Origin of the sequence: Streptococcus parasanguinis (assembly GCF_016648855.1) — a bacterium.
Lineage (GTDB): Bacteria > Bacillota > Bacilli > Lactobacillales > Streptococcaceae > Streptococcus > Streptococcus parasanguinis_L.
Genome location: NZ_JACLQU010000008.1, coordinates 53663 through 76642 on the forward strand (window position 1 = coordinate 53663; position 22980 = coordinate 76642).

The 22980-nt window shown below is 43.3% G+C and carries 26 protein-coding genes and 1 other annotated feature; of the genes, 6 read left to right on the plus strand and 20 right to left on the minus strand.

The features are described 5' to 3' along the window. Positions 1-16: 16 nt before the first annotated feature. Positions 17-1864: a translational GTPase TypA gene (typA, locus tag H7T92_RS06235; RefSeq protein ID WP_070465406.1), complete on the minus strand. Its 1848-nt coding sequence runs from the start codon at positions 1862-1864 to the stop codon at positions 17-19. 178 nt (positions 1865-2042) lie between these two features. On the opposite strand from typA, the gene H7T92_RS06240 reads away from it, so the two are divergent. Further along, complete coding sequence (locus H7T92_RS06240) at positions 2043-2768, plus strand: 16S rRNA pseudouridine(516) synthase (RefSeq protein ID WP_201037352.1); 726 nt, start codon at positions 2043-2045, stop codon at positions 2766-2768. A 182-nt stretch (positions 2769-2950) separates the two neighbouring features. Here H7T92_RS06240 and H7T92_RS06245 read toward each other — a convergent pair whose 3' ends face one another. Together H7T92_RS06245 and H7T92_RS06250 are read right to left on the minus strand one after the other, a co-directional pair. After that, positions 2951-3334, minus strand: coding sequence for a rhodanese-like domain-containing protein (locus H7T92_RS06245; RefSeq protein ID WP_023917445.1), 384 nt, complete (start codon positions 3332-3334; stop codon positions 2951-2953). Then, entirely contained in the window at positions 3334-3552 is a 219-nt protein-coding gene (locus H7T92_RS06250; RefSeq protein ID WP_037599246.1) for a YqgQ family protein, read from the minus strand. The genes H7T92_RS06245 and H7T92_RS06250 overlap by 1 nt, the downstream gene beginning before the upstream one ends. Before the next feature lie 87 nt (positions 3553-3639). Here H7T92_RS06250 and H7T92_RS06255 point away from each other — a divergent pair, with 87 nt between their 5' ends. Beyond that, on the plus strand, positions 3640-4299 hold the full coding sequence (locus tag H7T92_RS06255; RefSeq protein ID WP_023917439.1) for a prepilin peptidase: 660 nt from the start codon (positions 3640-3642) through the stop codon (positions 4297-4299). 7 nt (positions 4300-4306) lie between these two features. Here H7T92_RS06255 and trpB read toward each other — a convergent pair whose 3' ends face one another. The 14 genes from trpB to asnA all read right to left on the minus strand — a co-directional run bounded on the left by trpB (position 4307) and on the right by asnA (position 17054). Continuing rightward, positions 4307-5494 carry a tryptophan synthase subunit beta gene (gene trpB, locus H7T92_RS06260; protein WP_023917437.1) on the minus strand — a complete coding sequence of 396 codons (1188 nt, stop codon included), beginning with the start codon at positions 5492-5494 and terminating at the stop codon, positions 4307-4309. A gap of 121 nt (positions 5495-5615) precedes the next feature. Beyond that, positions 5616-5851: a binding site (T-box leader), on the minus strand. 67 nt (positions 5852-5918) lie between these two features. Beyond that, positions 5919-6446, minus strand: coding sequence for a VanZ family protein (locus H7T92_RS06265; RefSeq protein WP_037599244.1), 528 nt, complete (start codon positions 6444-6446; stop codon positions 5919-5921). Next, entirely contained in the window at positions 6433-7521 is a 1089-nt protein-coding gene (gene rlmN, locus H7T92_RS06270; RefSeq protein WP_049514207.1) for a dual-specificity RNA methyltransferase RlmN, read from the minus strand. The genes H7T92_RS06265 and rlmN overlap by 14 nt, the downstream gene beginning before the upstream one ends. Before the next feature lie 6 nt (positions 7522-7527). Further along, positions 7528-8103 carry a YutD family protein gene (locus tag H7T92_RS06275; protein ID WP_003005915.1) on the minus strand — a complete coding sequence of 192 codons (576 nt, stop codon included), beginning with the start codon at positions 8101-8103 and terminating at the stop codon, positions 7528-7530. Between the two features lie 135 nt (positions 8104-8238). Next, entirely contained in the window at positions 8239-9951 is a 1713-nt protein-coding gene (locus H7T92_RS06280; protein WP_201037353.1) for a cache domain-containing sensor histidine kinase, read from the minus strand. Beyond that, the gene (locus tag H7T92_RS06285) at positions 9948-10682 is read right to left on the minus strand and encodes a response regulator transcription factor (RefSeq protein WP_201037354.1); all 735 of its coding nucleotides are present in this window, start codon (positions 10680-10682) and stop codon (positions 9948-9950) included. Before H7T92_RS06285 ends, H7T92_RS06280 begins: the two co-directional genes overlap by 4 nt. A gap of 58 nt (positions 10683-10740) precedes the next feature. Next, entirely contained in the window at positions 10741-11862 is a 1122-nt protein-coding gene (gene msrB / locus H7T92_RS06290) for a peptide-methionine (R)-S-oxide reductase MsrB (protein ID WP_201037355.1), read from the minus strand. A gap of 12 nt (positions 11863-11874) precedes the next feature. Further along, positions 11875-12435 carry a redoxin family protein gene (locus tag H7T92_RS06295; protein ID WP_155200254.1) on the minus strand — a complete coding sequence of 187 codons (561 nt, stop codon included), beginning with the start codon at positions 12433-12435 and terminating at the stop codon, positions 11875-11877. 56 nt (positions 12436-12491) lie between these two features. Further along, complete coding sequence (locus H7T92_RS06300; protein WP_070589645.1) at positions 12492-12830, minus strand: hypothetical protein; 339 nt, start codon at positions 12828-12830, stop codon at positions 12492-12494. Positions 12831-12856: 26 nt separating this feature from the next. Then, the gene (ccdA2, locus tag H7T92_RS06305) at positions 12857-13567 is read right to left on the minus strand and encodes a thiol-disulfide oxidoreductase-associated membrane protein CcdA2 (protein ID WP_201037356.1); all 711 of its coding nucleotides are present in this window, start codon (positions 13565-13567) and stop codon (positions 12857-12859) included. Positions 13568-13729: 162 nt separating this feature from the next. Further along, a complete protein-coding gene (locus H7T92_RS06310; protein ID WP_201037357.1) occupies positions 13730-14812 on the minus strand; it encodes a SepM family pheromone-processing serine protease in 1083 nt (360 codons plus the stop codon). Further along, positions 14796-15284: a pantetheine-phosphate adenylyltransferase gene (gene coaD, locus H7T92_RS06315; RefSeq protein ID WP_201037358.1), complete on the minus strand. Its 489-nt coding sequence runs from the start codon at positions 15282-15284 to the stop codon at positions 14796-14798. The genes H7T92_RS06310 and coaD overlap by 17 nt, the downstream gene beginning before the upstream one ends. Then, positions 15274-15813 carry a 16S rRNA (guanine(966)-N(2))-methyltransferase RsmD gene (gene rsmD, locus H7T92_RS06320; protein ID WP_037599242.1) on the minus strand — a complete coding sequence of 180 codons (540 nt, stop codon included), beginning with the start codon at positions 15811-15813 and terminating at the stop codon, positions 15274-15276. The genes coaD and rsmD overlap by 11 nt, the downstream gene beginning before the upstream one ends. 248 nt (positions 15814-16061) lie before the next feature. After that, positions 16062-17054 (minus strand): aspartate--ammonia ligase, encoded by a 993-nt coding sequence (asnA, locus tag H7T92_RS06325; RefSeq protein ID WP_003005888.1) that lies wholly within the window; start codon positions 17052-17054, stop codon positions 16062-16064. Between the two features lie 159 nt (positions 17055-17213). Between asnA and H7T92_RS06330 the strand changes: the two genes are divergently transcribed. The 4 genes from H7T92_RS06330 to H7T92_RS06345 are packed head-to-tail and all read left to right on the plus strand — an operon-like array spanning position 17214 to position 19981. Then, a complete protein-coding gene (locus H7T92_RS06330) occupies positions 17214-17891 on the plus strand; it encodes a helix-turn-helix domain-containing protein (protein ID WP_037607780.1) in 678 nt (225 codons plus the stop codon). 2 nt (positions 17892-17893) lie between these two features. Next, entirely contained in the window at positions 17894-19306 is a 1413-nt protein-coding gene (locus H7T92_RS06335; protein ID WP_201037359.1) for a Y-family DNA polymerase, read from the plus strand. Further along, complete coding sequence (locus H7T92_RS06340; RefSeq protein WP_049498860.1) at positions 19303-19674, plus strand: hypothetical protein; 372 nt, start codon at positions 19303-19305, stop codon at positions 19672-19674. The genes H7T92_RS06335 and H7T92_RS06340 overlap by 4 nt, the downstream gene beginning before the upstream one ends. Continuing rightward, on the plus strand, positions 19655-19981 hold the full coding sequence (locus H7T92_RS06345; protein WP_003005875.1) for a DUF5960 family protein: 327 nt from the start codon (positions 19655-19657) through the stop codon (positions 19979-19981). The genes H7T92_RS06340 and H7T92_RS06345 overlap by 20 nt, the downstream gene beginning before the upstream one ends. Positions 19982-20033: 52 nt before the next feature. On the opposite strand, the gene H7T92_RS06350 is transcribed toward H7T92_RS06345, so the two are convergent. The 3 genes from H7T92_RS06350 to H7T92_RS06360 form a co-directional block, all read right to left on the minus strand. Then, on the minus strand, positions 20034-20750 hold the full coding sequence (locus H7T92_RS06350; protein WP_003005873.1) for a YebC/PmpR family DNA-binding transcriptional regulator: 717 nt from the start codon (positions 20748-20750) through the stop codon (positions 20034-20036). 120 nt (positions 20751-20870) lie between these two features. Beyond that, positions 20871-21968: a nucleotidyltransferase gene (locus tag H7T92_RS06355; RefSeq protein WP_201037360.1), complete on the minus strand. Its 1098-nt coding sequence runs from the start codon at positions 21966-21968 to the stop codon at positions 20871-20873. 6 nt (positions 21969-21974) lie between these two features. Next, positions 21975-22715 carry a class I SAM-dependent DNA methyltransferase gene (locus H7T92_RS06360; RefSeq protein ID WP_311626171.1) on the minus strand — a complete coding sequence of 247 codons (741 nt, stop codon included), beginning with the start codon at positions 22713-22715 and terminating at the stop codon, positions 21975-21977. Positions 22716-22980: the final 265 nt, after the last annotated feature.

Genomic DNA, 22980 nt, shown 5'->3' on the forward strand with positions numbered 1-22980 from the left:
CTCCTTTCTTTTCGTATTATTCAGCAGCTGCTGATTTTTTCTTTTTATTTGCTTTTTCGCGTTCTGCTTTGTTCAAGATCTGTTTACGCAAACGGATAGATTCAGGTGTTACTTCCATGTACTCATCGTCGTTCAAGAACTCAAGAGATTCTTCCAAAGTTAAGATACGAGGAGTCTTGATAACCGCTGTTTGGTCCTTGGTAGCTGAACGAACGTTGGTCATTTGTTTTGCTTTCGTAATGTTGACAGTCAAGTCGTTCTCACGAGAGTTTTCCCCAATGATCATTCCTTCGTAAACTTCTGTACCTGGATTGACAAAGATCGTACCACGTTCTTCAATAGACATGATCGAGTATGTCGTTGCTTTTCCGTTATCGATGGAAACAAGAGCACCACGGTGACGTCCACCAATTTCTCCTGGAATCACTGGCAAGTATTGGTCAAAGGTGTGGTTCATGATTCCGTAACCACGTGTCATTGACAAGAACTCTGTTGAGTATCCAATCAACCCACGCGCTGGAACAAGGAAGACCAAACGAGTTTGACCGTTACCAGTTGCGATCATATCCAACATTTCACCTTTACGTTCAGAAAGGCTTTGGATAACAGATCCTTGGTATTCTTCTGGTGTGTCGATTTGCACACGCTCAAATGGTTCACATTTGACACCATCAATTTCCTTGATGATCACTTCTGGACGAGATACTTGCAATTCGTATCCTTCACGACGCATGGTTTCAATCAAGATAGACAAGTGCAATTCCCCACGTCCTGAAACTGTCCATTTATCAGGTGAGTCAGTCGGGTCAACACGAAGAGAGACGTCTGTTTGCAATTCGGCTTGCAAGCGTTCTTCGACCTTACGAGAGGTCACCCATTTCCCTTCACGACCTGCAAATGGTGAGTTGTTGACCAAGAAGGTCATTTGAAGGGTTGGCTCATCGATGTGAAGGATTGGAAGTGCTTCTACTGCGTCAGTTGGTGTGATGGTTTCTCCAACGAAGATATCTTCCATACCAGAAATAGCGATCAAGTCACCAGCTTTAGCTTCTTGAATCTCGCGACGTTCCAAACCAAAGAAACCAAAGAGTTTGGTCACACGGAAGTTTTTAGTTGTACCATCCAGTTTAGAAAGGGTAACTTGGTCCCCAACCTTAACTGTACCACGAAAGACACGTCCGATACCGATACGACCAACGAAGTCATTGTAGTCAAGAAGAGACACTTGGAATTGAAGGGGCTCATCAGAGTTATCAACTGGAGCTGGGATGTGATCAATAATGGTATCAAAGATCGGTGCCATAGTTTTTTCTTGATCTGCTGGATCATCTGACAAGGATGATGTTCCGTTGATCGCTGATGCATAAACAACTGGGAAGTCAAGCTGGTCATCATCCGCACCTAGCTCGATGAAGAGTTCCAAGACTTCGTCTACTACTTCTGCTGGACGAGCAGATGGCTTATCGATTTTATTAACTACAACGATCGGCACAAGGTCTTGTTCCAAGGCTTTTTTCAATACGAAACGAGTCTGAGGCATAGTTCCTTCGTAGGCATCTACGACCAATACAACCCCGTCAACCATTTTCATGATCCGTTCCACTTCTCCACCGAAGTCCGCGTGTCCTGGTGTGTCCATGATATTGATCCGAGTTCCATTATAAGCAACGGCTGTATTTTTAGCAAGAATGGTAATCCCACGTTCTTTTTCAAGATCGTTTGAGTCCATTGCACGTTCTTGCAATTCTTTGCGTTCATCCAAGGTGTGCGATTGTTTCAACAATTCGTCTACCAAGGTTGTTTTACCATGGTCAACGTGGGCAATGATCGCAACGTTACGAATATCTTCTCTTAATTTTGTCATGATTTCCTCTATATAATTTTAAATAATATTTCTAACTGAACAATTATACCACAGTCCCGTTTAAAAAACACAGTTCAGCTAGTTGTAAATGTTTTCATCCTTATTTCTTTTCTCCGACTCGATTTCCTTTTCTTTTCATGATACACTGGTTACAAAACTTTCAGAAAAAGAGGCGCCCATGAGATTAGATCAATTGATGGCAGACCATCAGTATGCTCGTAAAGACATCAAACAACTTCTGGCCCGAAGGAAAGTCTTGGTCGATCACCTACCAGCTAAAAAACTGTCACAAAACATCGACCCTGGACTCCAAGAGATTCAAATAGGATCAAAGACCATTCAGGAACCGCGTCACCACTACTACATGCTCCATAAACCAATCGGGGCAGTGACTGCCAAAAGAGATGCACACCATCCAACGGTGATCGAGCTAGTAGATCCCCAGCATGAGTACCCAGATCTTTATCCGCTTGGTCGCCTCGATCGCGATACGAGTGGCTTACTCCTCATCACAGATAATGGTCCCCTAGGTTTTCAACTGCTCCATCCTCAATATCATGTGGAGAAAGTCTATGAGGTAGAAGTCAACGGTCCGCTCTATGGCCCCCACATCGAACAATTTCAGAATGGGATTTCATTCACAGACGGCCCCATCTGTAAGCCTGCTTCCTTAACCATTCTAGAAAGTAGCCCTAGCTACAGCAAGGCCCAGGTCCGAATCTCAGAAGGGAAATACCACCAAGTGAAAAAGATGTTCTTAGCCATTGGCGTCAAAGTAATGACCTTAAAACGCTTGTCTTTTGGTCCCTTCACCTTGGATCCTCAGTTAGCATCTGGCGAAAGCCGGCCTTTGAATGAGGTAGAGCTCACTTGGGTCAAAGATTTCCTTGAAAAAACGAGATAAAAGAGGCTAGGACTTTTGTCCTAGCCTCTTAATTGTTTTTGGATTGTCGAGTAAGACGCAGTGGTTGAGTGGGCTCTACTACGCTGATTTCATCAGTTTTTACAGCCCTACTCAACTGTGCGGAGGTGGGACGACGAAATCGAATTCTAACGAATGACCGATTTCTATCCCACTCTCTTTTATTAGGCGTCTTTTTTCACTTTCCCATTCCAAGAATCAAGACCATAAGACAAGACATAAATGTCTGTATAGCCCTGTTTCTTGAGATAGAGGGCCGCATTGGTCACACGAGAACTACGGCTATTCTCATAGAGCAAAATCGGTTTGTCTTTGCGCAAGGCCGCAAGGCTCAACTTCAACTGAGTAGAAGGAATGTTGCGCGCTCCTAAAATATGCTTTGCATGAAACTCAACTGGCTCTCGCAAGTCAATCAACTGCCCTTTACGAATCAACTCTTCAAAAGCAGCATTGTCCACAAATTTAGCAGCTTTACGGATGCGGAAATAATTAAAGGCCATCCACCCAACTACTCCTAAAACAACCAACCAAAAAATGATATTTCCCATCACTCTACCTCACTCTTTTTCAAAAATTCTAATTCTTGTTTGTGCTCTCTTCTTAAAACAGTTTCAGCTTCTAAATAATCGAGCCGCTCCATCAAGCCTGCATCATAAAGACGTTGAAGCTCAATTTTCATCAATTCGATGTCATAGAGGCGCTTCCCTACGTAAATGATGATTCCAAAACGTTTTAAAAATTGTTGAACATCATACAGGTTTTTCATGTTCATTATTGTATCAAATTTAGAAAGGCTTTACAAGATTTTCAAGTAAATGATGACATTTTTCGATTTGTTTACGAATAAATAAGTATGATCAACTTTTATTTTTTTACCATCGGTACTTGTTTCGCCTCTTTTTTGGGACTAGTGGTCGATCGCTTCCCAAACCAATCCATTCTCACTCCTCGCAGTCATTGCGATCACTGCCAGCACGTCCTTGGAGTTTGGGATCTCATCCCCATTATCTCGCAGCTACTGCATCGTTTTCGCTGTCGCTATTGTCATCAGACCTACCCATTTTGGTACTGCCTTTTTGAGATCTGGAGTGGCCTGATCTTCTTAGCCTGTGCCAATGGTTTTCTTTCTCTGCCTCAACTTCTGACGTTACTCGGATCTGCTGTTTTAGCCATCTATGACCTACGCTTTATGGAATACCCCTTGGCCATCTGGTGTTGTCTCCATGCCTTAGTCCTCTTTTTATCCGGTAGTAATCTCCTCATGCTGGTCTTTTTACTCCTTGCGATCGGTGCCCACTTTTTCTTTATTGGAATGGGGGCGGGAGATTTTCTCTTACTCGCCACATTCTCACTCAGCTTTTCTTCTACCAAGATCCTCCTTCTCATCCAGATCTCATCCATCTTAGGCATTCTCTTCTTTGTCCTCAAAAAAGAAAGAGACCGGATTCCCTTTGTTCCCTGTCTCTTTCTCAGTTATCACGTATTACTGCTTTATACGATGTTTTTTAGATAAGTTCTTCTTATTTTGCAGCTTTTGCTTCCAAATAATCGGCAATAGCAGCCACGTCCTTATCCCCACGTCCAGAAACGTTGATGATGATGATCTTGTCTTTATCCAATTGTGGAGCACGTTTGACCGCTTCTGCAATCGCGTGTGAGCTTTCAATGGCTGGAAGGATCCCTTCTGTCTTACTGAGAAGAAGAAGAGCTTGAACCGCTTCATCATCTGTCGCTGCTACATATTCTACACGACCAGAATCTTTAAAGAAAGCATGCTCTGGACCAACCCCTGGGTAATCCAAACCAGCAGAAATCGAGTAAACTGGCGCTACTTTTCCATCTTCGCCAAAGACAGCATAAGTCTTCATGCCATCGACAACTCCTACAGTCCCTTTGGTCATGGTAGCGGCGTGCTGATCGGTATCCAAGCCATGACCAGCAGCTTCTACCCCAACCAAACCGACTTCCTCTTCTGCGACATATTCAGAAAAGGCACCGATGGCATTGGAGCCACCACCAACACAGGCAATCACATAGTCTGGCAAACGACCTTCTTTTTCCAAGATTTGACGTTTAGACTCTTCGCTGATCACTTTTTGGAATTCATGCACAATGGTTGGGTAAGGGTGAGGTCCAACAGCAGAACCCAAAACGTAAAAGGCATCGAGGTCTGCCATCCATGCTCCAAACGCAGCATCAACGGCGTCTTTCAAGGTCTTGGTTCCTGTTTCAACCGCATGAACGGTTGCCCCCATCATTTCCATGCGGAAGACATTGAGACGTTGACGCTCCACGTCTTCTGCCCCCATGTAGACATCACAGGCCATACCAAATTTAGCTGCCGCAGCTGCTGTAGCTACACCGTGTTGACCAGCTCCTGTTTCAGCAATCACGCGTGTTTTGCCCATGCGCTTAGCCAAGAGAATTTGCCCCAAGACGTTATTCAATTTGTGCGAACCTAGGTGATTCAAGTCTTCGCGCTTCAAATAAATTTTTGCCCCACCTAAATGCTCTGTTAAACTTTCTGCAAAGTAGAGTGGTGTTTCGCGTCCAGAATAGTCTTTCAAATAATGTTTGTATTCTGCAATAAATTCTGGGTCATTTTTATACTGTTCAAAGGTTTCCTCTAATTGATTGAGCAAGTTTTGAATGGGTTCTGGTACGAAAGATCCACCAAATTGTCCGAAATAGCCTTTTGTTTCTGTCATGATTGTGTCCTCTTTTCTATATCTTCAATCCTGTTTATGATCCTTTTCTCTCGCTGGCCCTTTGAGCTGCAGTCTCACTGGGTTCCTTTGAGATACAAAAAACCTCACACAGAAAAATCTGTGTGAGGACGATTCGATACCGCGGTGCCACCTCCATTGTAGGAAGATAGTCTTTCTCCTACATCTCTGACCTGTCTAACAACAGGGTGCACGATAAGGTGTGCTCACCGAATTTTTATTGTTTCAAATTCATCATCATAAACGCATCAGCCCATTTCAAGATTTACCACTGCTTGTTCGCAATCACCACAAGCTCCCTGGAAGTGAGAAAAATCTCTACTTTTCTGATGTCTTGAAGCTATTATAGCTCCCGCTTCTGATTTTGTCAACAAAAATTTTAAAAAGGCGCTAAAATGTTCGGATTTTATATTTTTCCATCTTCTGCTAGCAATCGTGCTCGGAGATACTGAAATACTAGATAAGCCAAGTAAGCCCCTAAGGTATTGGTCCACAAATCATCTAGCTCAAAGACACGATTGGCATCAAACAAAAGATCTAAGAGAACTTGGCTAGATTCAATCCACAAGCTCATGGCAAAGCCGAAGAACAAGACCCGTTTGCGACTCCTCAACCAGGGCCATAGCCAGAGAAGTTGAAAGACCAGCGGGCTTAACAAAAAGACATTGGCTACGTTTTGTAGAATAACCTTAATGAGTTGGATGACACTGGTGATCTGGCCAAAATTCATCAACGAATTCAGTGGAACCAGTAGGACGACGATGCGACCAAAATGTTGAATTCCCGGTGTTTCCATACCCGGCTCTGGCTGTTGAGGCAAAAAGCACATCAGGCACAAGAGGATAAAATAGAAGAAGCTGCCACTCTGTAACAGCCTTCTTCCTCTCTTTGTTAGTTCTGTTTGATCCATCAGCCCTTGTTTAAGGTTGCGCATGTTCAACAATCGCTTTCTCCCGATCTCGTTTCATGGTATTTGAACGCAATTGGCCACAGGCAGCATCAATATCTGTACCGTGCTCTTGACGCACCACACAGTTGACACCTTGTTTTTTCAAGGTATCATAGAAGGCCATAACCCGTTCTTTTGGACTCCGGCTATATTGGTCATGCTCACTGACAGGATTATAAGGAATCAAGTTAACATAAGACAATTTCTTGATATTCTTGAGCAATTCTGCCAACTCTAAGGCTTGCTCAACCCCATCATTGACTTCATTCAACATGATGTACTCAAAGGTCACCCGACGGTTCGTGGTTTCGATATAGTATTCAATCGCTGCAAACAATTTTTCAATTGGGAAAGCCCGGTTGATCTTCATGATGCTAGAGCGCAAGTCGTTGTTTGGAGCATGTAGAGATACCGCCAAATTGACCTGCACACCTTCATTTGCAAAGTCGCGAATTTTATGGGCCAAACCAGAAGTTGATACGGTAATATGACGAGCCCCAATCGCTAGACCTTTATCATCGTTGACGGTCCGGATAAATTTCAAGACGTTGTTATAGTTGTCAAATGGTTCTCCGATCCCCATGACAACGATATGGCTGACCCGTTCATCTTGACCCCGTTCGTCAAAGTATTTTTGGACCAACATGATTTGAGACACGATTTCCCCATTGTTCAAATCGCGTTGTTTTTTGATCAAACCTGAAGCACAGAAGGTACAACCGATATTGCATCCGACCTGAGTCGTTACACAAACAGATAAACCATAGTGCTGACGCATCAAGACGGTTTCAATCAACATGCCGTCTGGCAATTCAAAGAGGTACTTGACCGTTCCATCTGCTGACTCTTGCACGATCCGTTGTTTGAGTGGGTTGACAACGAATTGATCATTTAACTTCGCAATTAAGTCCTTAGAAAGGTTGGTCATTTCTTCGAAAGACTGGACACGTTTACGATAGAGCCATTCCCAGATTTGGGCTGCACGGAATTTCTTTTCGCCGTTTTCTTCTGCCCAATCAATCATCTCTTGGCGTGTCAAACTATAAATGGATGGTTTCATTTTCTCTTACTCCTCTTTTTGACGAATCACAAAATGACGTTTGTTGTTCGTCTTCGTTGTTTTTTTAGTTTCAGCAGACGGTCTTGTTTTTTTCGAGTTATTCGTTGACTGTCCCTTGTCGCGTTCTCGTTTTTGGAAACGATCTTTTTGTTTACGATTGCGCGAACGCTTCTTAGGCTCTCTCTCTTCTGATTGAGCTTTTTTGACCGGTGATTTCTTATCAAAGGAAGCACGATGAGGCTCCTTATTTTCAAGGACAAAATAAGCACAACCATAGCTACAATATTCTAACAAATAATCGTCTAAGCGACTTAGTTTATCCATCGTTGCAACATCGCGTTCTTCCTTATAGAAGCCACGCAAGCGCAACTGCTCATTGCTCCAATCACCAACAATGTAATCAAATTTAGTTAAAATCTCAGAAAATCGTTGACCAAAAACGGTCGCATCAAATGCTTCCTTCTCATTTTTTAACAACTCAAAAGAGAGGTTTTCTGAAAGGATCTGGTCTCCTACCTGACGAAACACAGGTCCAGGAAATTTATTGTAATTATATAATTCAGGGTCAATCTCTTTTCGCATAGTGTTCCTTCATCAAAATCTATTTACTGTAACACTTTATTCTATCATAAATTTGATGACTTGCGTCAGATTTGACTAGAAAAGAGTTGAAATTCCTTTAACAGCAAAAAGAGACAAAGAAGGCAATCTTTGTCTCTATACATGTTCATCAGATGATGAAAGGGGCAAAAAAAGAGTAATTTTCGTATAGCTATTGGCTTTGGAATCAATCTCCATACGATAGGCTTCGCCAAATTGAAGATGCAATCGTTGGTCCACATTTTTCAAGCCAACACCTCCTAAACGAAGAAGGGGTTGGTCTGTTGATCCTGATAAATCAAACCCTTGTCCATTGTCAAAAATCGATACGCAGGCGGAGTCTCCACTGACTTCAGTTGTCACTCGAATGAGACCTGGCCGATCGATCTCTTTAATGCCATGGTAAATTGCATTTTCCACTAAGGGTTGAAGCACTAATTTGGGGAGCTGATAATCGCCCAACCGTTCATCTTCTAGAATTTCATAATTGAGCTTTTCACCATAACGTTGTTTTTGAATGAAAAGATACTGGCGGACATGGTCAATTTCATCTCTCAGTAGGATTTGCTCCTGGCCTTGGTTGAGAGCCAGTCGAAAATATTGAGCCAAAGACTTGGTGATGTTGACCACGCGCCGACTATCATTAAACTCTGCCATCCAGACAATCGTATCCAAAGTATTGTAGAGGAAATGCGGATTAATCTGAGCCGAAAGTGCCCGCAACTCATAACGCCGCGCGTTTTGCTCCTCTTCCTTAACCTGTTTCATGAGGTTATCGATTTGGTCCAACATGGCATTAAAAGCTTGAACGAGGTCCACCAATTCTGGAGATCCTTTGGCTACAGCCCTCACGTGAGCTTCTCCTGCTCCAATCCTCAAAATGATGGTCTGAAGGTCTCGTAAGGGTTTGATCCACAAACGCAGAACAAAGCCGATCCCTATCAAACACATGATCAAAGCTAGTAATCCTAGGCCAATGAAAGAGTATAGGAGTTGCGACTGAAGCATCTGAAGTCCTTCAAGTGAAGCTACTCCAATCAAGGTCCAATCACTATCTGGAATCGGAACCTGATAGATAAAATTCTGTCCTCCTTTAGCATAACCATCTGTCACAGCAATATAGGGCTGCATGGCCTGCATCTCTTGGCTGGAGGAATAGACCGCTTTTTTAGGATGGTAGACAAACTCATGCTTTTGATTAATGATAAAACTAAAGCCTTGTTTCCCTAGCTGAAGGTGATCCAAATAAGCCTGTAAGCTATCGTAGCCAATATCCAAACGTACTACTCCGAGATTTTGACCAGTCTGATCGACTACTTCTTGGGTAATAGAAACCACCCATTTTTCTTTTTCCGAGGTCAGGGATTCCTTTCGAGCTGGCGTCAAAACTGGCATGGCTCTTTCCTTAATCGCCTCTTGATACCAGCTTTCATTCATCATGTCTGATGAAGTCTGCATGCTGATTTTGGAATCTGTCGCTACCAGACGTCCATCCTTGGTCACCAAGACCGCAGAGACCAAGTCCGGATCCGTTTCAATCATCGTTCGCATCAAGTGCTGAACCGTTTTTTGATCCGCACTCTTATCTTGGGCAAATTGTTGAACAGCCTGTTCCTTGCTAAGCACCGTTGTGGTCTGCTTTAATTTTTTTAGATAAGACGTAATAAACTGACTACTTTGGTCGATACTATTTCTTGTCGTCCGCTCCGTTAGCTGGCGGATCGTCCCTGAACTCGTTTGATAGTATAGGCTACCGATGAGACCAAAAAGTAAGAGAATGAAGAGAAAAAAGTAGAGGACCAGCTGAATCAGCAAGGGATATCGTTTCATTCATGCTCTCCTTTTTTGTACTGCCTTGGCGTCACCCCAACAACCTGCTTAAAGCGTTGAGAAAAATAGTTCATATCTTCAAAACCAACCTGATCTGCAATCTCATAAATCTTTAAATCTGTCGTGAGAAGCAAGAGTTGAGCCTTCTTCATTCGCTCTTGGATGAGGTATTCTTGGAAAGGAAGTCCCAATTTTTTCTTGATCAACACACTTAGATAAGAGGAGCTGAAGCCAAGTTGATAGGCCAAATCCTTCAGGGTTAACTGGGAATCTGCTAAACGAGCATGAATGGCTTCTTCCAAGTCAGTCGAATAACCATGACTGACCAAATCTTCGACTTGCGCCTTTTTTCGCTCTTGATCGAGTTTTCCCTTCACCTTTGCTAACATCTCTTCAATATCATCTTTTGAAAAAGGCTTCAGCAAATAATCATCTGCACCTAACTTGATGGCTTTCCTCGCAAACTCAAAGTCATCATAACCGGTCAAAAAAATGATATGACAAGACGGAGACTGCTCTTTGACGAGATGGGCCAGATCCAAGCCATTCATTTGTGGCATATTGATATCGGTTAGAAGGATATCGGCTGGTTGATCTTGAAACTTCTCCCAGGCCTCACGCCCATTTTCTGCCTGGTTAATGACGGTCATTCCAAACTGTTCATAGTCCACTAAGGAAGTCAGACCCTGCCGGATAAGCTCTTCATCTTCCACAATCATGATCGCATACATGTCTTTCACCTACTTGTTTTTGCTATACTTATTATAGCAAATTATGGACTGAATTGTCTCAAACATAGTCCAATAAATAACCGTAGCCCTTTTCTTTCATTTCTGCTTTGGGAATGAAGGTAATAGACAAACTATTGATGCAATAGCGAAGGCCGCCTTTTTCCTTGGGACCATCGGTAAAAACATGGCCCAGATGAGAATTTCCCACACGGCTCCGAACTTCTGTCCGCGTCATATTGAAACTCTTATCCTCCTTATAGATGGCCACATCAGGACTAATAGGACGACTGAAACTTGGCCAACCACAACCAGAATCAAATTTATCCTTAGAGGAAAAGAGCGGCTCACCGGTCACGACATCTACATAAATACCGGCATCAAACTGATCCCAGTAACGATTGGAGAAGGCCCGTTCGGTATCATTTTTTTGTGTCACCGCATACTCTTCAGGAGATAACTTCTTTTTGATTTCCTCATCGCTTGGCTTAGAGTAGCGACTAGCATCAATAACAGGATAAGAAGCCTGATTGACATCGATATGGCAGTACCCATTCGGATGTTTCTTTAGATAATCCTGGTGGTAGTCCTCAGCCTTGATGAAATTGGTCAGTGGTTCTTTTTCCACTGCTAACGGTTTGTCGTATTTTTTTGCTTCTTCTTCAAAAACTTGATTAATGGTTGGAAGATCTTCTTGGGAGACATAATAGACACCTGTTCGGTATTGAGTCCCTTGATCATTTCCTTGACGATTCTTCGACGTTGGGTCGATAATCCGGAAATAATGCAGGAGCAATTCTTTCAGAGACACCTTCTTGACATTGTAAGTGATATGAACTGTTTCAGCATGGCCTGTTTGAGGGACCAATTCATACTTGGTCGTTTCTCCCTTTCCATTGGCATAGCCTGATACGGCATCAATCACACCTGGAACACGTGAGAAATATTCCTCTACGCCCCAGAAGCAACCACCAGCTAGATAGATTTCTCGTTGGTCTTCTGGATTGACTTTTTCTTCCTGCTTTTTGTTTGCTACTGGTGTCTGACTCATGGACGCTTTTTTGATCTGTTCAGTCGTCGCATCTGATGTATCCAAGGCCATGGATCCTTTGACAAGGAAAAAGATTCCAAAACAAAATAGCCCCACTAAAAGAATGGAAATGAGTTTCCATTTTGTTTCCATTTTATGTCCTCCTTACTTCATTTCTTTTAGAGTCTGGACGATGTCTTCCTTGCTCATATAACCGATATGGGTCTTAGCGAGAGTTCCATCGCTTGCAATAAAGAGGGCCGATGGATAAGAACGAATCCCATACTCTTTTAGTAGCTCCCCTTTACTATCTAGCAAAACTGGGAAATCCTTGTAATCCAAAGATTGGTACCAATTTTTGAAATCTGCTGCTGATTTTTCGCCATTAAAGGTTGGAGCTACAACGGATAAAACCACATAATCCTTACCTGACTCTTCTTTTGCCAACTCATTGGTATCCTCTAATGTCGACAGGCAAATAGAGCACCAGGAAGCCCAAAATTTGAGGTAAACTTTCTTTCCCTTGTAATCGGATAAGCGGTAGGTCTTGCCATCCACTCCTTGCAGGTTAAACTCCTTCACTTTCTTGCCAGATGCTTGCCTAGCCCCAGCTTTGGCTGTTTGTTGGCTAATGTCCTTATTGGAAGTAGCCATTCCTTGACTCGAACAAGCCCCCAAAAGTCCAGTACACAAGATTCCTGCAGCTACTAAAGCTAATTTTTTCATCATTATCACCTCTTTAAACAAGGAGAAAGTCATCCTCAGATGACCTCTCCCTTCTTTTATTCCTTGTCTGATTTCATATCCGATGATCCACTCTTTTCGTCTTTCATTTCTGAATCGCTAGATTTCATCTCATCTTTTTTCATATCGTCCTTCATTTCAGAACTGCTGTCAGACATCATAGATGAATCTTTCATGTCTTCTTTTTTCATTTTATCATCGGACATGGATGAATCCTTCATGTCATCCTTCTTCATATCGTCCTTCTTCATATCGTCCTTCTTCATCATACTACTATCGTCCGTTTTTTTCATGTCTGAATCCGATTTTTGACCAGAACAAGCTGCTAAAGTGACGATGCTAAGTGTAGCAATAGAAAGTGCAAGAATTTTTTTCATGATTTTTCTCCTTTAATCATTTAAGATTAGTGAAACAAAGATGCGAGGCTATTAAGATTTCCTAGCATCAGCAAGATGCCCATCAAGATGATGAGGGCACCACCAATTTTTTTCAAGGTTCCCATATGGGGCTTGAGTTTAGCAAAATGTTGTAGAACCCAGCTAGAAGCCAAGGCCAAAAGCAAGAAAGGCAGAGCCAAGCCTAATGTATAGACCAGCATCAGGAGAGCGCCTTGTAAAGCACCATCTCCTCCAGAAGCGGCAATGGCTAAAACAGAACTCAAAACTGGTCCGACACAAGGGGTCCAACCAAAACTGAAGGTGACCCCTATCAGAAAAGCGTTGAAGAATTCATTGCGTTTTTCATCCTTCTTCAGTTGGATACTCTTTTGTTTTTGGAGTTGCTGAAGATTGATGAGGCCCATCTGATGGATTCCCAATAAGATGACAATCCCTCCTAGTAGGTAACGGAACCATGTAGCATAAAGCACCTGGCCAAGGGCCCCTGCACCGTATCCTAGAATCAGGAAAACAGTTGATAGGCCTGCAATAAAACAAAGAGTCTTCACCAAGCCGTACCAAGAAATATCTCTTCCAAAAATCCGAACAGTTTTCACACGTTCAGAATCCAATAGAATCCCTACATAGACTGGCATCAGTGGCAAAATGCATGGGGAGAAAAAGGATAGAACTCCCGCTAAGAATACTGAAATGGAAAACAAACTGGTTTGAATCATTTCACTACCTCCCTTTCTTTCTGATACCAGTATAAAGAAAAAATCCCTCTAAAAATAGAGAGATTGATAAGCAAAAACTTGAATTTGATTAGAAGGTGAATCTTCCTATCTGCCAACTCTACCTCGTACTTTCAAGTACGAGACTGATCTAACAAGATACTTCTAATTCTTCTTCAAATAATCAATAGCGTCTTGAAGGGTTTTGACGGGGACAATTTTCATCTTCGAATGAATTTGTTTCGCTGCTTCTTTCGCTGTTTCATAGTTTGATTTGGCCTTGGGATTGGCTTTCTTTTCTTCTTTGGAAACAGGATTATTAGGGGCAAAGAAAATTTCTGCTCCTTCTTTATCGGCTGCGACGACTTTCTTGTCAATCCCACCGATGTCGCCAACCGTTCCATCTTGGTTAATGGTTCCTGTCCCTGCAATATGGCGTCCCTGACGAAGATCTGGATCAGCCACTTGGGTGTAGATAGCTAGGCTAAACATCATGCCGGCACTTGGTCCACCAATCCCTTGGGTCGCAAACTGTACAGGAACATCGCCTTTGGCTTCAGTCCGGTCGATCAGGCTAATTCCGATTCCGTTTTTCCCATTGGACAATTTGATGATCTTTCCGTCTGCGGTCTTGGTTTGTCCATCCTCTATATAGGTCACCGAAACAGGGTCGCCAATTTTTTGAGAACCAACATAGTCAATCAATTCTTTGGAACTCTTAAAGGTCTTGCCATTCACACCGGTGACGGTATCCGCAATGTTCAAGACTCCTTTAAAGGTCGAGTCATCTGCCACCTGCATGACATAGACTCCTAGAAAGTCCATCTGGGTTTCTTTTCCAGCTGTCTTTAACCCTTGGTAGATGGCCATATTTTGCGAGGTTTCCATATAGAATTGGTTAATCCGCGTGAATTCTTGGCTCGAACTACCACCGGTCATATCCTTGGCAGAATAGATGTCTGTAAAAGGCGTTGCCCAAGCATAGATCAAATCAGCCGGGGTCGCTTCTTTCACTGCCACGGTTACAAAATCATAAGATCCTGACTTGGTATCTATTTTTCCATCCACTGTCATGACGGATCGAATATCTTCTGCCGTTCCCGGCATCTCAATATAATAGGGAAGGCGGATCACAAAAGCAGCTAGCAAGAGAAGCAAGAAAAGAACTCCTGCAATCGGCCATCGGTATTCTTTCAACCGTCCTTTTTTCTTTTTAGGGGTCAAGCTTGGTTTATTCGCTTGTGTCATCTTTAATTTCCTCCATTACACTCTCTGGGACATACGGTGAGATATCCTGCTGAAAAGCCAGCAACTCTCGAATACGCGTCGAACTAATGGCCTGGTAAGGAGGCTGAGCGTAGAGATAAACCGTCTCCAATTCAGGCGCTAACTGGTGATTAAAATAATCCATATTAGCTTCGTATACCAGATCCTGCGCATTGCGCAAGCCCCGGATCAAAGTGATAACCCCAAGATTGCGCGCCACTGTCACAGCCAACTCTTGAGTTGACGTCACAATTTCAACATTTTCCAAATGAGCCAAGGCCCCTTCTACCATGCGCACGCGCTGTTCAATGGAAAAGAGTCCGACTTTTTCCGGATTATAAAAAATTCCGACATAGACACGGTCAAACAAGCGACTAGCTCGCTCGATCAATTGCACATGCCCAATGGTAATCGGATCAAACGATCCTGTAAACAATCCACTTCTATCTGACATATACTGTTACCTTACTAATTCCATAGATTTTTTCTTTCCAGATTCCCACTTGTCCGATTTCCTCAGGAAGTTCTACGTGTTTATCGGTTTCGCACACAATCATGACGTCCTCTGACAAGAGTTGACGCTCGCACAAGGTTTCGATATCGCGAACAATCTCTTCCTTAGCATAAGGAGGATCCAAGAAAACTAAGTCAAAGGTGCCCGTTAAAAGCCCTAAGGCCTGCTTGGCCTCCATTTTTAGCAGTTGAAACCGTTCCTTTTCCTTGGTCATGGCAATATTGGCTGCTACAATCTCCTGCGCTCTACGATCTCTTTCCACTAGAACGGCCTCTGACATGCCTCGAGAAACGGCTTCGATAGAGAGCCCACCGCTTCCTGCATAGAGATCCAGCACTCTTCCACCATCAAAGTAAGGACCAATCATATTGAACATGGCCCCTCTGACCTTATCAGAAGTCGGCCTGGTTGTTTTTCCTTCAAGTGTTTTGAGGGGGCGTCCCCCATAGGTTCCAGATACTATTTTCATAGGGACCATTATACCAAAAAAAATCAGAAAATTGCGATTTGATATGGTCAAGCGACAATTAAAAGAGGCTGGGACAAAAGTCCTAGCCTCTCAATTATTTTTGGATTGTCGAGTAAGACGCAGTGGTTGAGTGGGCTCTACTACGCTGATTTCATCAGCTTTTACAGCCCTACTCAACTGTGCGGAGGTGGGATGACGAAATCGAATTCTAACGAATTACCGATTTCTGTTCCACTCTCTTTCTTTACTTATAGGATATTTTCATATTCATCGCGGACAGATTGAGGCCAGACACTGGTTTGGACTTCACCGATATGTTTCTTACGAAGCAAGAACATAGCCAAACGAGATTGTCCGATCCCTCCACCAATCGTAAGTGGGAAAAGACCATTTAACAAGGCCTTGTGCCACTCTAATTGGAGACGATCCTCGTCCCCTGTGATCGCAACTTGACGGCGAAGCGTATCTTCATCAACACGGATCCCCATTGAAGACAACTCAAAGGCTGAACCTAGAACGTCATTCCAGACGAGGATATCGCCATTTAATCCCTTGTAGCCATTTTCAGACTCTGTTGTCCAGTCATCGTAGTCAGGTGCACGTCCATCGTGTGGTTTACCATCTGCAAGCTCTCCACCAATACCGATCAAGAAAACGGCTCCGAATTCTTTGGCAATGGCATTTTCACGCTCTTTTGGAGTTAAATCTGGATAGCGTTCCACCAATTCTTCTGTGTGAACGAAGGTAATTTGTTTTGGAAGAACTGACTCAATATCATAGCGCGCTTCTACTGCTAGTTCTGTTAAACGAATGGCCTTGTAGATTTTTTCAACCGTTTCTTTGAGGTAGGCAATGTTGCGTTGACCATTTGGGATGACTTTTTCCCAGTCCCATTGGTCTACATAAACAGAGTGGATAGCGTCTAGCGAATCTTCATCTGGACGAAGAGCCTTCATATGGACAAAGAGACCTTCTCCTTCGCCAAAACCAAAACGGGCCAAGGTATGGCGTTTCCATTTTGCGAGTGAATGCACGACTTCATAAGTCTCATCAGGAATTTGAAGGACCTTTACAGATACCGGATGTTCAATCCCAGAAAGGTTATCCTGCATCCCGTCTCCGACCTTACTCAAAATTGGCCCTTGGACTTCAATGATATCCAATTTATCTTTTAAATACTGCGTAAACGTCGTTTTAACAAACGAAATTTCTTTTTGTTGGTGGATAAAACTTTTTTTCATATAGTTCCTCATTTATAGACATTTTAGAATTGATTATACTCCTTTTTCAATCAAAATCAAGTCTTTTCATTCGTTTTCAACTGAATTTTTCTCTTGCAAAAAGGATTCATTTTTGATAAACTATATGTAACCTTTAAAACGTTACGTAGGAGAAGCGACATGTTTGATGCAAAAAAACTAAAAGAAAGACGCCTGGAAAAAGGCTTGACCCAAGCAGATGTCTACGAGGATCTCAAGATTTCTCGCAAGACTTACTCCAGTTGGGAGAATGGCTTAGCGGAGCCGCACGAAAAAAATCTCAGGAGGTTGGCCAAGCGCCTCTCCGTTAAAGAGGACTACTTTATTAACAAAGACTCCGCACTCTACACCTACCCTTTATTAACCCCACCTCATCAAAAGAAAGTCGACCAGTTGGCCAGCCAGTTATTCGAACAGCAGCAAAAAGTTGTTTCCTTGACAGCTTATAAGGTTCTTTCGGTTGAGCTTGCAGCTGGTTTGGGACACACCTTTTATGACAACGAAACGGACTATGAAACTGTCTATTTTGACCAAGAGATCCAGCACGATTTCGCTTCTTGGGTATCAGGTGATTCGATGGAACCTCTCTATCCCAACGGCTCTGTTGCCCTCATGAAGCAGACTGGCTTTGACTATGATGGGGCTGTCTACGCCCTCATCTGGAATGGAAAAACCTACATCAAGAAAGTCTATCGGGAAGCGGAAGGTTTGCGCTTAGAATCCATCAACCCTGATTACGACGATTTATTTGCTCCCTATGAAGACGAGCCCAAAATCGTCGGCATTGTGGTCGGGCATTTTCTTCCACTAGAGGTTTAAATATGCTATTTGATTATTCACGTGAGCCTCATTCTGATATTGCTTTTGTGGATATGAAAAGTTTTTATGCCAGTTGTGAATGTGTCCGTCTAGGGCTCAATCCCTTGACGACTTCTCTTTGCGTCATGAGTCGGAGCGACAATTCAGCTGGCCTAATTTTGGCGAGCTCTCCCGTTTTCAAACAAGTCTTTGGCAAGAAAAATGTCAGCCGTAGCTACGACCTACCTTTTGACCTCAAAACCAGAAAATTTAATAGCTACGTCGCTAAAAAGCAAGGATTGCCCACAGATCCAGCCTTTATTGCATCCATTGAATCCTGGGCCAAGAGAACCCTGATTGTACCTCCACGGATGAATGCCTATATTCAGGTCAATATGGAGATTCAAAAAGTCTTTCAGGAATTTGCGGCACCAGATGATATTTTCCCTTACTCGATTGACGAAGGCTTTATCGATCTGACCTCTTCCTTAAATTATTTTATTCCAGATCTCTCCCTCTCTCGAAAGGAAAAATTGGATCTCCTTTCTGCCAGAATCCAAAAAAGGATCTGGCAGGAAACTGGAATCTACTCTACCATCGGCCTCAGCAATGCCAATCCCCTTCTTGCCAAGCTAGCCTTGGACAATGAAGCCAAGCATTGCCGAAATATGCGCTCCAATTGGTCTTATGAAGATGTAGAAAGTAAGGTCTGGAAACTGCCCCAGCTTACTGATTTTTGGGGCATTGGACGTCGGACTGAAAAGCGATTGCAAAAAATCGGGATCACGTCGATTGCTGAACTGGCCCAGGCTCACCCAGATCTCTTAAAGAAAGAATTCGGAGTCATGGGCCTTCAACTGTGGTTTCATTCTCATGGCATTGATGAAAGCAATGTCCACAAGCCTTATCGTCCGAAATCACGAGGCATTGGCAACTCTCAAATCTTGCCCTATGACTACCATCTACAAGCTGATATTGAACTGGTATTTCGGGAGATGGCTGAACAGGTGGCTATTCGCTTGCGACGGAAAAAAAAGAAGACCCAACTGGTCTCCATTCATGCCTCCTACTCCAAAATCGAGGGGCTTCCGTCCATTCATTGTCAGCAAAAGATTGAGCCCACCCAATCCACCAAGGTTTTATCCGATACGGTTCTGCGGCTCTTTCTCTCCAAGTACGAAGGAGGCGCCATTCGGCAGATTGGTGTTTTTTATGGAGAACTTGTCGAGGAGTCTCTTCAACTCTTTTCTCTCTTTGATGACCCAGTAGCCTTGGAAAAAGAGGAGAAACTCCAGCAGACCATTGACCGCATTCGGGACCAATTTGGCTTTACCTCTCTTCAGAAAGGCTCCTCATTACTAGAAAACTCACGCGCCATTGCACGCAGTAAACTAACAGGCGGACATTCCGCAGGAGGCTTAGATGGATTAACATGATCGACCGTTCTTATCTCCCTTATCAATCCGCCCGCGAATTTCAAGATCGTGGCATGGCCAAATGGGCTGGCTTCTTTTTGTCTGAGCACACAACCGCCCTACATACAAAAGAAATTGACCGTAGTCAGCTCACGGTTCTTCCACTTGCTGAACAGATCCAGCTCCTGGAGCAGGCCTTTCAACAACAAACGACGATCTCGATCACAACTTTAGAGGGGAATCAATTTGCTACCTACACAGGTTCGATTCACACCTTATCTGCTTCTGAGCTTCTTCTCAAAAGCGATGGCCACTACCACCGTCTCCTCGTAGACTCTATCATTTTTATTGAATCTGAGGAAACACCCTATGAAACCTATTCAGACTAAACACGAATTACAATTTGATTATTTTTCGGAGAATTACCACCAATTTGAGATGGACTTTTACAAGTGGGCCGCTACTTCTACGCCGCTCGTCTTTTTAGAAGACGATATTCTCCACTCTATGGCAGCAGGCCAGCGAAACTACTTTCGTCTTCACCATACTAAAAGTCGGGATCATCGAGACCATTATTTCTATTTCAAGGTTTCCACACTCTCCCAATCACCCCTGACCCGTATTTACGCTTATACAGGACATCACTTACAAAAGATAGATCCTCATCAGACAGAGAAAAAGGATAGCTTGATCTGAGAAGCTATCCTTTTTCTTGATTTATGGGATTCACTACAATCCTTATGAGTGATTAGAATCCATCTACGTTGGTGTAGATTTTTTGTACGTCCTCGTCATCTTCAAGAACGCTGTAAAGTTTTTCAAATGTTTCCAAATCTTCACCTGATAACTCAACTTCTGATTGAGGAATCATTTCCAATTCTGTTACTTGGAATTCTTCGACACCTGATTCACGCAAAGCAACGATCGCTTTGTGAAGATCAGTTGGAGCAGTGTAGACTGTGATCGTTCCTTCTTCTGCTTCGACATCATCTACATCAACATCTGCTTCAAGCAAAAGTTCAAAGATCGCATCGGCATCATCACCAGCAAATACGATGACACCTTTGTTGTCAAAGAGGTAAGATACAGAACCGGAAGCTCCCATGTTCCCACCGTTTTTACCAAAAGCAGCACGGACATTAGCAGCTGTACGGTTGACGTTTGACGTCAAGGTATCAACGATCAACATCGAACCATTTGGTCCAAATCCTTCGTAACGTCCTTCTGTAAAGGTTTCGTCAGTGTTTCCTTTTGCCTTATCGATCGCTTTATCAATCACGTGCTTTGGCACTTGCGCTTGTTTCGCACGGTCAATAACGAATCTCAAAGCAGTATTTAGTTCTGGATCTGGTTCACCCTTTTTAGCAGCTACATAGATCTCCACACCAAATTTAGCATACACTTTTGAGTTGGCACCATCTTTGGCAGTTTTCTTGGCAACAATATTGGCCCATTTACGTCCCATGAGGATTCTCCTTAAATTTTTTCAAATTATTTTCAATCTTTTATATTATATCATAAATCACAAGACTTGGAAGAGTTTTTTGCGTATCCTTCCAATTGGAGTTGCTCGACTATTCACCTCTTATTGATCTTCCACTCTCACTGGCACCCGCCCCCAGATCTGCTCTGGCAATTGGGGATGGCCTAGTTGATACACCTGATCGGCTTGCTGGGTCAAACTGTCCCAAGGTTCCTTACCGATTCGGGTCACGATTTCTACTGATTTTTTCAAGCCTTTGAGATGAGCTTGTCCCTTTGCGGAAAATCCTAAGACATGAATGGCATAGGGAAGAGCTTGATCCATCGCCCCTACCAAGATGTAGGTCAAGATGCGGCGCACACGTGCTTTGGTATAGCGCTTGGTTGCGACTTTCTCCACCAGGTCTTCCACAGAACTAGCACTTCGAACCGCATCTTTTATCCGATTGGCCAGTTCTTCATTGACTTGAAAAATCTGTGTCAAATCCGGATGGGTTAGGATTTGATAACGGAGCAGTTGGTCATAATACTCCCAAGATACCTGTGGAGCCGACTGAAAGAGTTGGCTATTGGGCATGAATTTAGCGACAAAGTCTTGATCTTCCTTGTGTAGGCGTAGACTAGTCGCAGAAGCATAGGCCACCTCTTTTTCTTCTGAATGGTAGCCTGCACCTTGACGTTGGATAGCCTTGAGCGCAATTCCCTTCCCAGCACAAGCCTTGGCATAGGCCAAACCCAGGATATGATTGGGAGTAGCTCCTGTGAACTCCACTCCAGCAAAGGTTTCCCACATTTTTTGAGTCTTTTGTGGATAGGATAAATCTTCTGGAAGACTTCGCAGGAAAGCTTCCATTTCCACTTCTTTCTCCGAATAAACAGTCGCAATCGCTTGGTAATCTAAGACCTCTTCTGTCCCAAAAGTCAATTGGTCGATTCCTAGACGGGACAAGATTTCTACCGCTCCCTTGGCAAAATGATCAGCCGACTGAACAGCCACGAGAAAGGGGAGCTCAACCACCAGGTCCACTCCATTTTCCAAAGCCATCTGCGCGCGAATCCACTTGTCAACTATGGCAGGTTCGCCACGCTGGACAAAATTCCCAGACATGAGCACAATCTTCAGCCCTTCTGCCTGTTCCAGCAGGTACTTGTGTCCATTATGAAAGGGATTAAATTCTGCAATAATACCTGTAACTGTCATGCTATCCTACTTCTGTGCTACAAAAAACCAACGTTTGCTGGTCTTTGTTGGCGCTTTGTCCTCAAAGTCTGCATACAATTTGAAAGATTTAAAGCCAGCCTGCTCCAATAAGATGTCATAGGTTAAAACTTCATAAGTGCGTTCCTCATGAACTTCATCGTGGCGACTAAAGGAGCCATCCTCTTCTTGGACAAAGAAGGTCAGCTCATGGACGATCGAGTGAGGGGCTGCATCCTCATAGGTATCCCAGAGCATGGCAAAGTCTTCCGCATTCTCGTGGTAAGAATATCCTGGGAATACCTCATCTGTCTGGTAGGTCGAATGTACATCAAAGATAAAAACACCATCTTCATTAAGGGCATTATACACTTCTTTGAAGACATCCCCTACTTCTACCTCGTCTTGCATGTAGCAGATAGAATCGGAATAGCAGGTCACGAAATCATAAGTGCCTGCTTGCGACAGGTCCAGCATATTGCCCTTGATAAAATCAATCTTCTGCTTGGCTGAAGCCGCTCTTTTTTCAGCAATTTTCAGCATATCCGCACTCAGGTCTAATCCTGTCACATCAAAACCAGCTTTGGAAAAGCGAACAGACTGAATCCCTGTCCCACAAGCCAATTCCAGTAATTTTTTCCGGTCCTTACTTTTAGGAAGATGACGGAGGGAAAAATCCGTCCATAAGTCATACAGACTATCATCCATGACCGCATCGTAGACCGCCGCAAACGTTTCATAAGTCGCCATATTCATGATACCAAGTCCATCCGTAATCCGATAGAAAATTAGGAGCACGACGATGGAGCTAAACTCCAAGGAGTGCTATCTATTTTCCGAGGAGTACAGGACGGGTTCAAATCCTTTCTAAGATACAAGGAGCGTTAAAAGCATAGAGAAAATAGGGAACTTTCTGCCGTATCATCAGATACAAAGGAAGTTACTCTTTTTCTCACAGCTTTTAGCTCGTGTTCAATTATCAAATTAACCAAACACGAGGCCCCATCCTTTCTTT

Excerpts from the sequence above, each read along its gene's own strand:
- H7T92_RS06295 (WP_155200254.1), bottom strand. The coding sequence starts at position 12,435 with ATGAAAAAATTAGCTTTAGTAGCTGCAGGAATCTTGTGTACTGGACTT.
- H7T92_RS06300 (WP_070589645.1), bottom strand. The coding sequence starts at position 12,830 with ATGAAAAAAATTCTTGCACTTTCTATTGCTACACTTAGCATCGTCACT.
- asnA (WP_003005888.1), bottom strand. The coding sequence starts at position 17,054 with ATGAAAAAAAGTTTTATCCACCAACAAAAAGAAATTTCGTTTGTTAAA.
- H7T92_RS06330 (WP_037607780.1), top strand. The coding sequence starts at position 17,214 with ATGTTTGATGCAAAAAAACTAAAAGAAAGACGCCTGGAAAAAGGCTTG.
- trpB (WP_023917437.1), bottom strand. The coding sequence starts at position 5,494 with ATGACAGAAACAAAAGGCTATTTCGGACAATTTGGTGGATCTTTCGTA.
- H7T92_RS06245 (WP_023917445.1), bottom strand. The coding sequence starts at position 3,334 with ATGGGAAATATCATTTTTTGGTTGGTTGTTTTAGGAGTAGTTGGGTGG.
- rlmN (WP_049514207.1), bottom strand. The coding sequence starts at position 7,521 with ATGAAACCATCCATTTATAGTTTGACACGCCAAGAGATGATTGATTGG.
- H7T92_RS06350 (WP_003005873.1), bottom strand. The coding sequence starts at position 20,750 with ATGGGACGTAAATGGGCCAATATTGTTGCCAAGAAAACTGCCAAAGAT.
- H7T92_RS06240 (WP_201037352.1), top strand. The coding sequence starts at position 2,043 with ATGAGATTAGATCAATTGATGGCAGACCATCAGTATGCTCGTAAAGAC.
- H7T92_RS06340 (WP_049498860.1), top strand. The coding sequence starts at position 19,303 with ATGATCGACCGTTCTTATCTCCCTTATCAATCCGCCCGCGAATTTCAA.
- H7T92_RS06275 (WP_003005915.1), bottom strand. The coding sequence starts at position 8,103 with ATGCGAAAAGAGATTGACCCTGAATTATATAATTACAATAAATTTCCT.
- H7T92_RS06255 (WP_023917439.1), top strand. The coding sequence starts at position 3,640 with ATGATCAACTTTTATTTTTTTACCATCGGTACTTGTTTCGCCTCTTTT.
- H7T92_RS06250 (WP_037599246.1), bottom strand. The coding sequence starts at position 3,552 with ATGAAAAACCTGTATGATGTTCAACAATTTTTAAAACGTTTTGGAATC.
- typA (WP_070465406.1), bottom strand. The coding sequence starts at position 1,864 with ATGACAAAATTAAGAGAAGATATTCGTAACGTTGCGATCATTGCCCAC.
- H7T92_RS06355 (WP_201037360.1), bottom strand. The coding sequence starts at position 21,968 with ATGACAGTTACAGGTATTATTGCAGAATTTAATCCCTTTCATAATGGA.
- ccdA2 (WP_201037356.1), bottom strand. The coding sequence starts at position 13,567 with ATGATTCAAACCAGTTTGTTTTCCATTTCAGTATTCTTAGCGGGAGTT.
- H7T92_RS06285 (WP_201037354.1), bottom strand. The coding sequence starts at position 10,682 with ATGTATGCGATCATGATTGTGGAAGATGAAGAGCTTATCCGGCAGGGT.
- H7T92_RS06280 (WP_201037353.1), bottom strand. The coding sequence starts at position 9,951 with ATGAAACGATATCCCTTGCTGATTCAGCTGGTCCTCTACTTTTTTCTC.
- coaD (WP_201037358.1), bottom strand. The coding sequence starts at position 15,284 with ATGTCAGATAGAAGTGGATTGTTTACAGGATCGTTTGATCCGATTACC.
- msrB (WP_201037355.1), bottom strand. The coding sequence starts at position 11,862 with ATGGAAACAAAATGGAAACTCATTTCCATTCTTTTAGTGGGGCTATTT.
- H7T92_RS06360 (WP_311626171.1), bottom strand. The coding sequence starts at position 22,715 with ATGGCGACTTATGAAACGTTTGCGGCGGTCTACGATGCGGTCATGGAT.
- H7T92_RS06335 (WP_201037359.1), top strand. The coding sequence starts at position 17,894 with ATGCTATTTGATTATTCACGTGAGCCTCATTCTGATATTGCTTTTGTG.
- H7T92_RS06345 (WP_003005875.1), top strand. The coding sequence starts at position 19,655 with ATGAAACCTATTCAGACTAAACACGAATTACAATTTGATTATTTTTCG.
- H7T92_RS06265 (WP_037599244.1), bottom strand. The coding sequence starts at position 6,446 with ATGCGCAACCTTAAACAAGGGCTGATGGATCAAACAGAACTAACAAAG.
- rsmD (WP_037599242.1), bottom strand. The coding sequence starts at position 15,813 with ATGAAAATAGTATCTGGAACCTATGGGGGACGCCCCCTCAAAACACTT.
- H7T92_RS06310 (WP_201037357.1), bottom strand. The coding sequence starts at position 14,812 with ATGACACAAGCGAATAAACCAAGCTTGACCCCTAAAAAGAAAAAAGGA.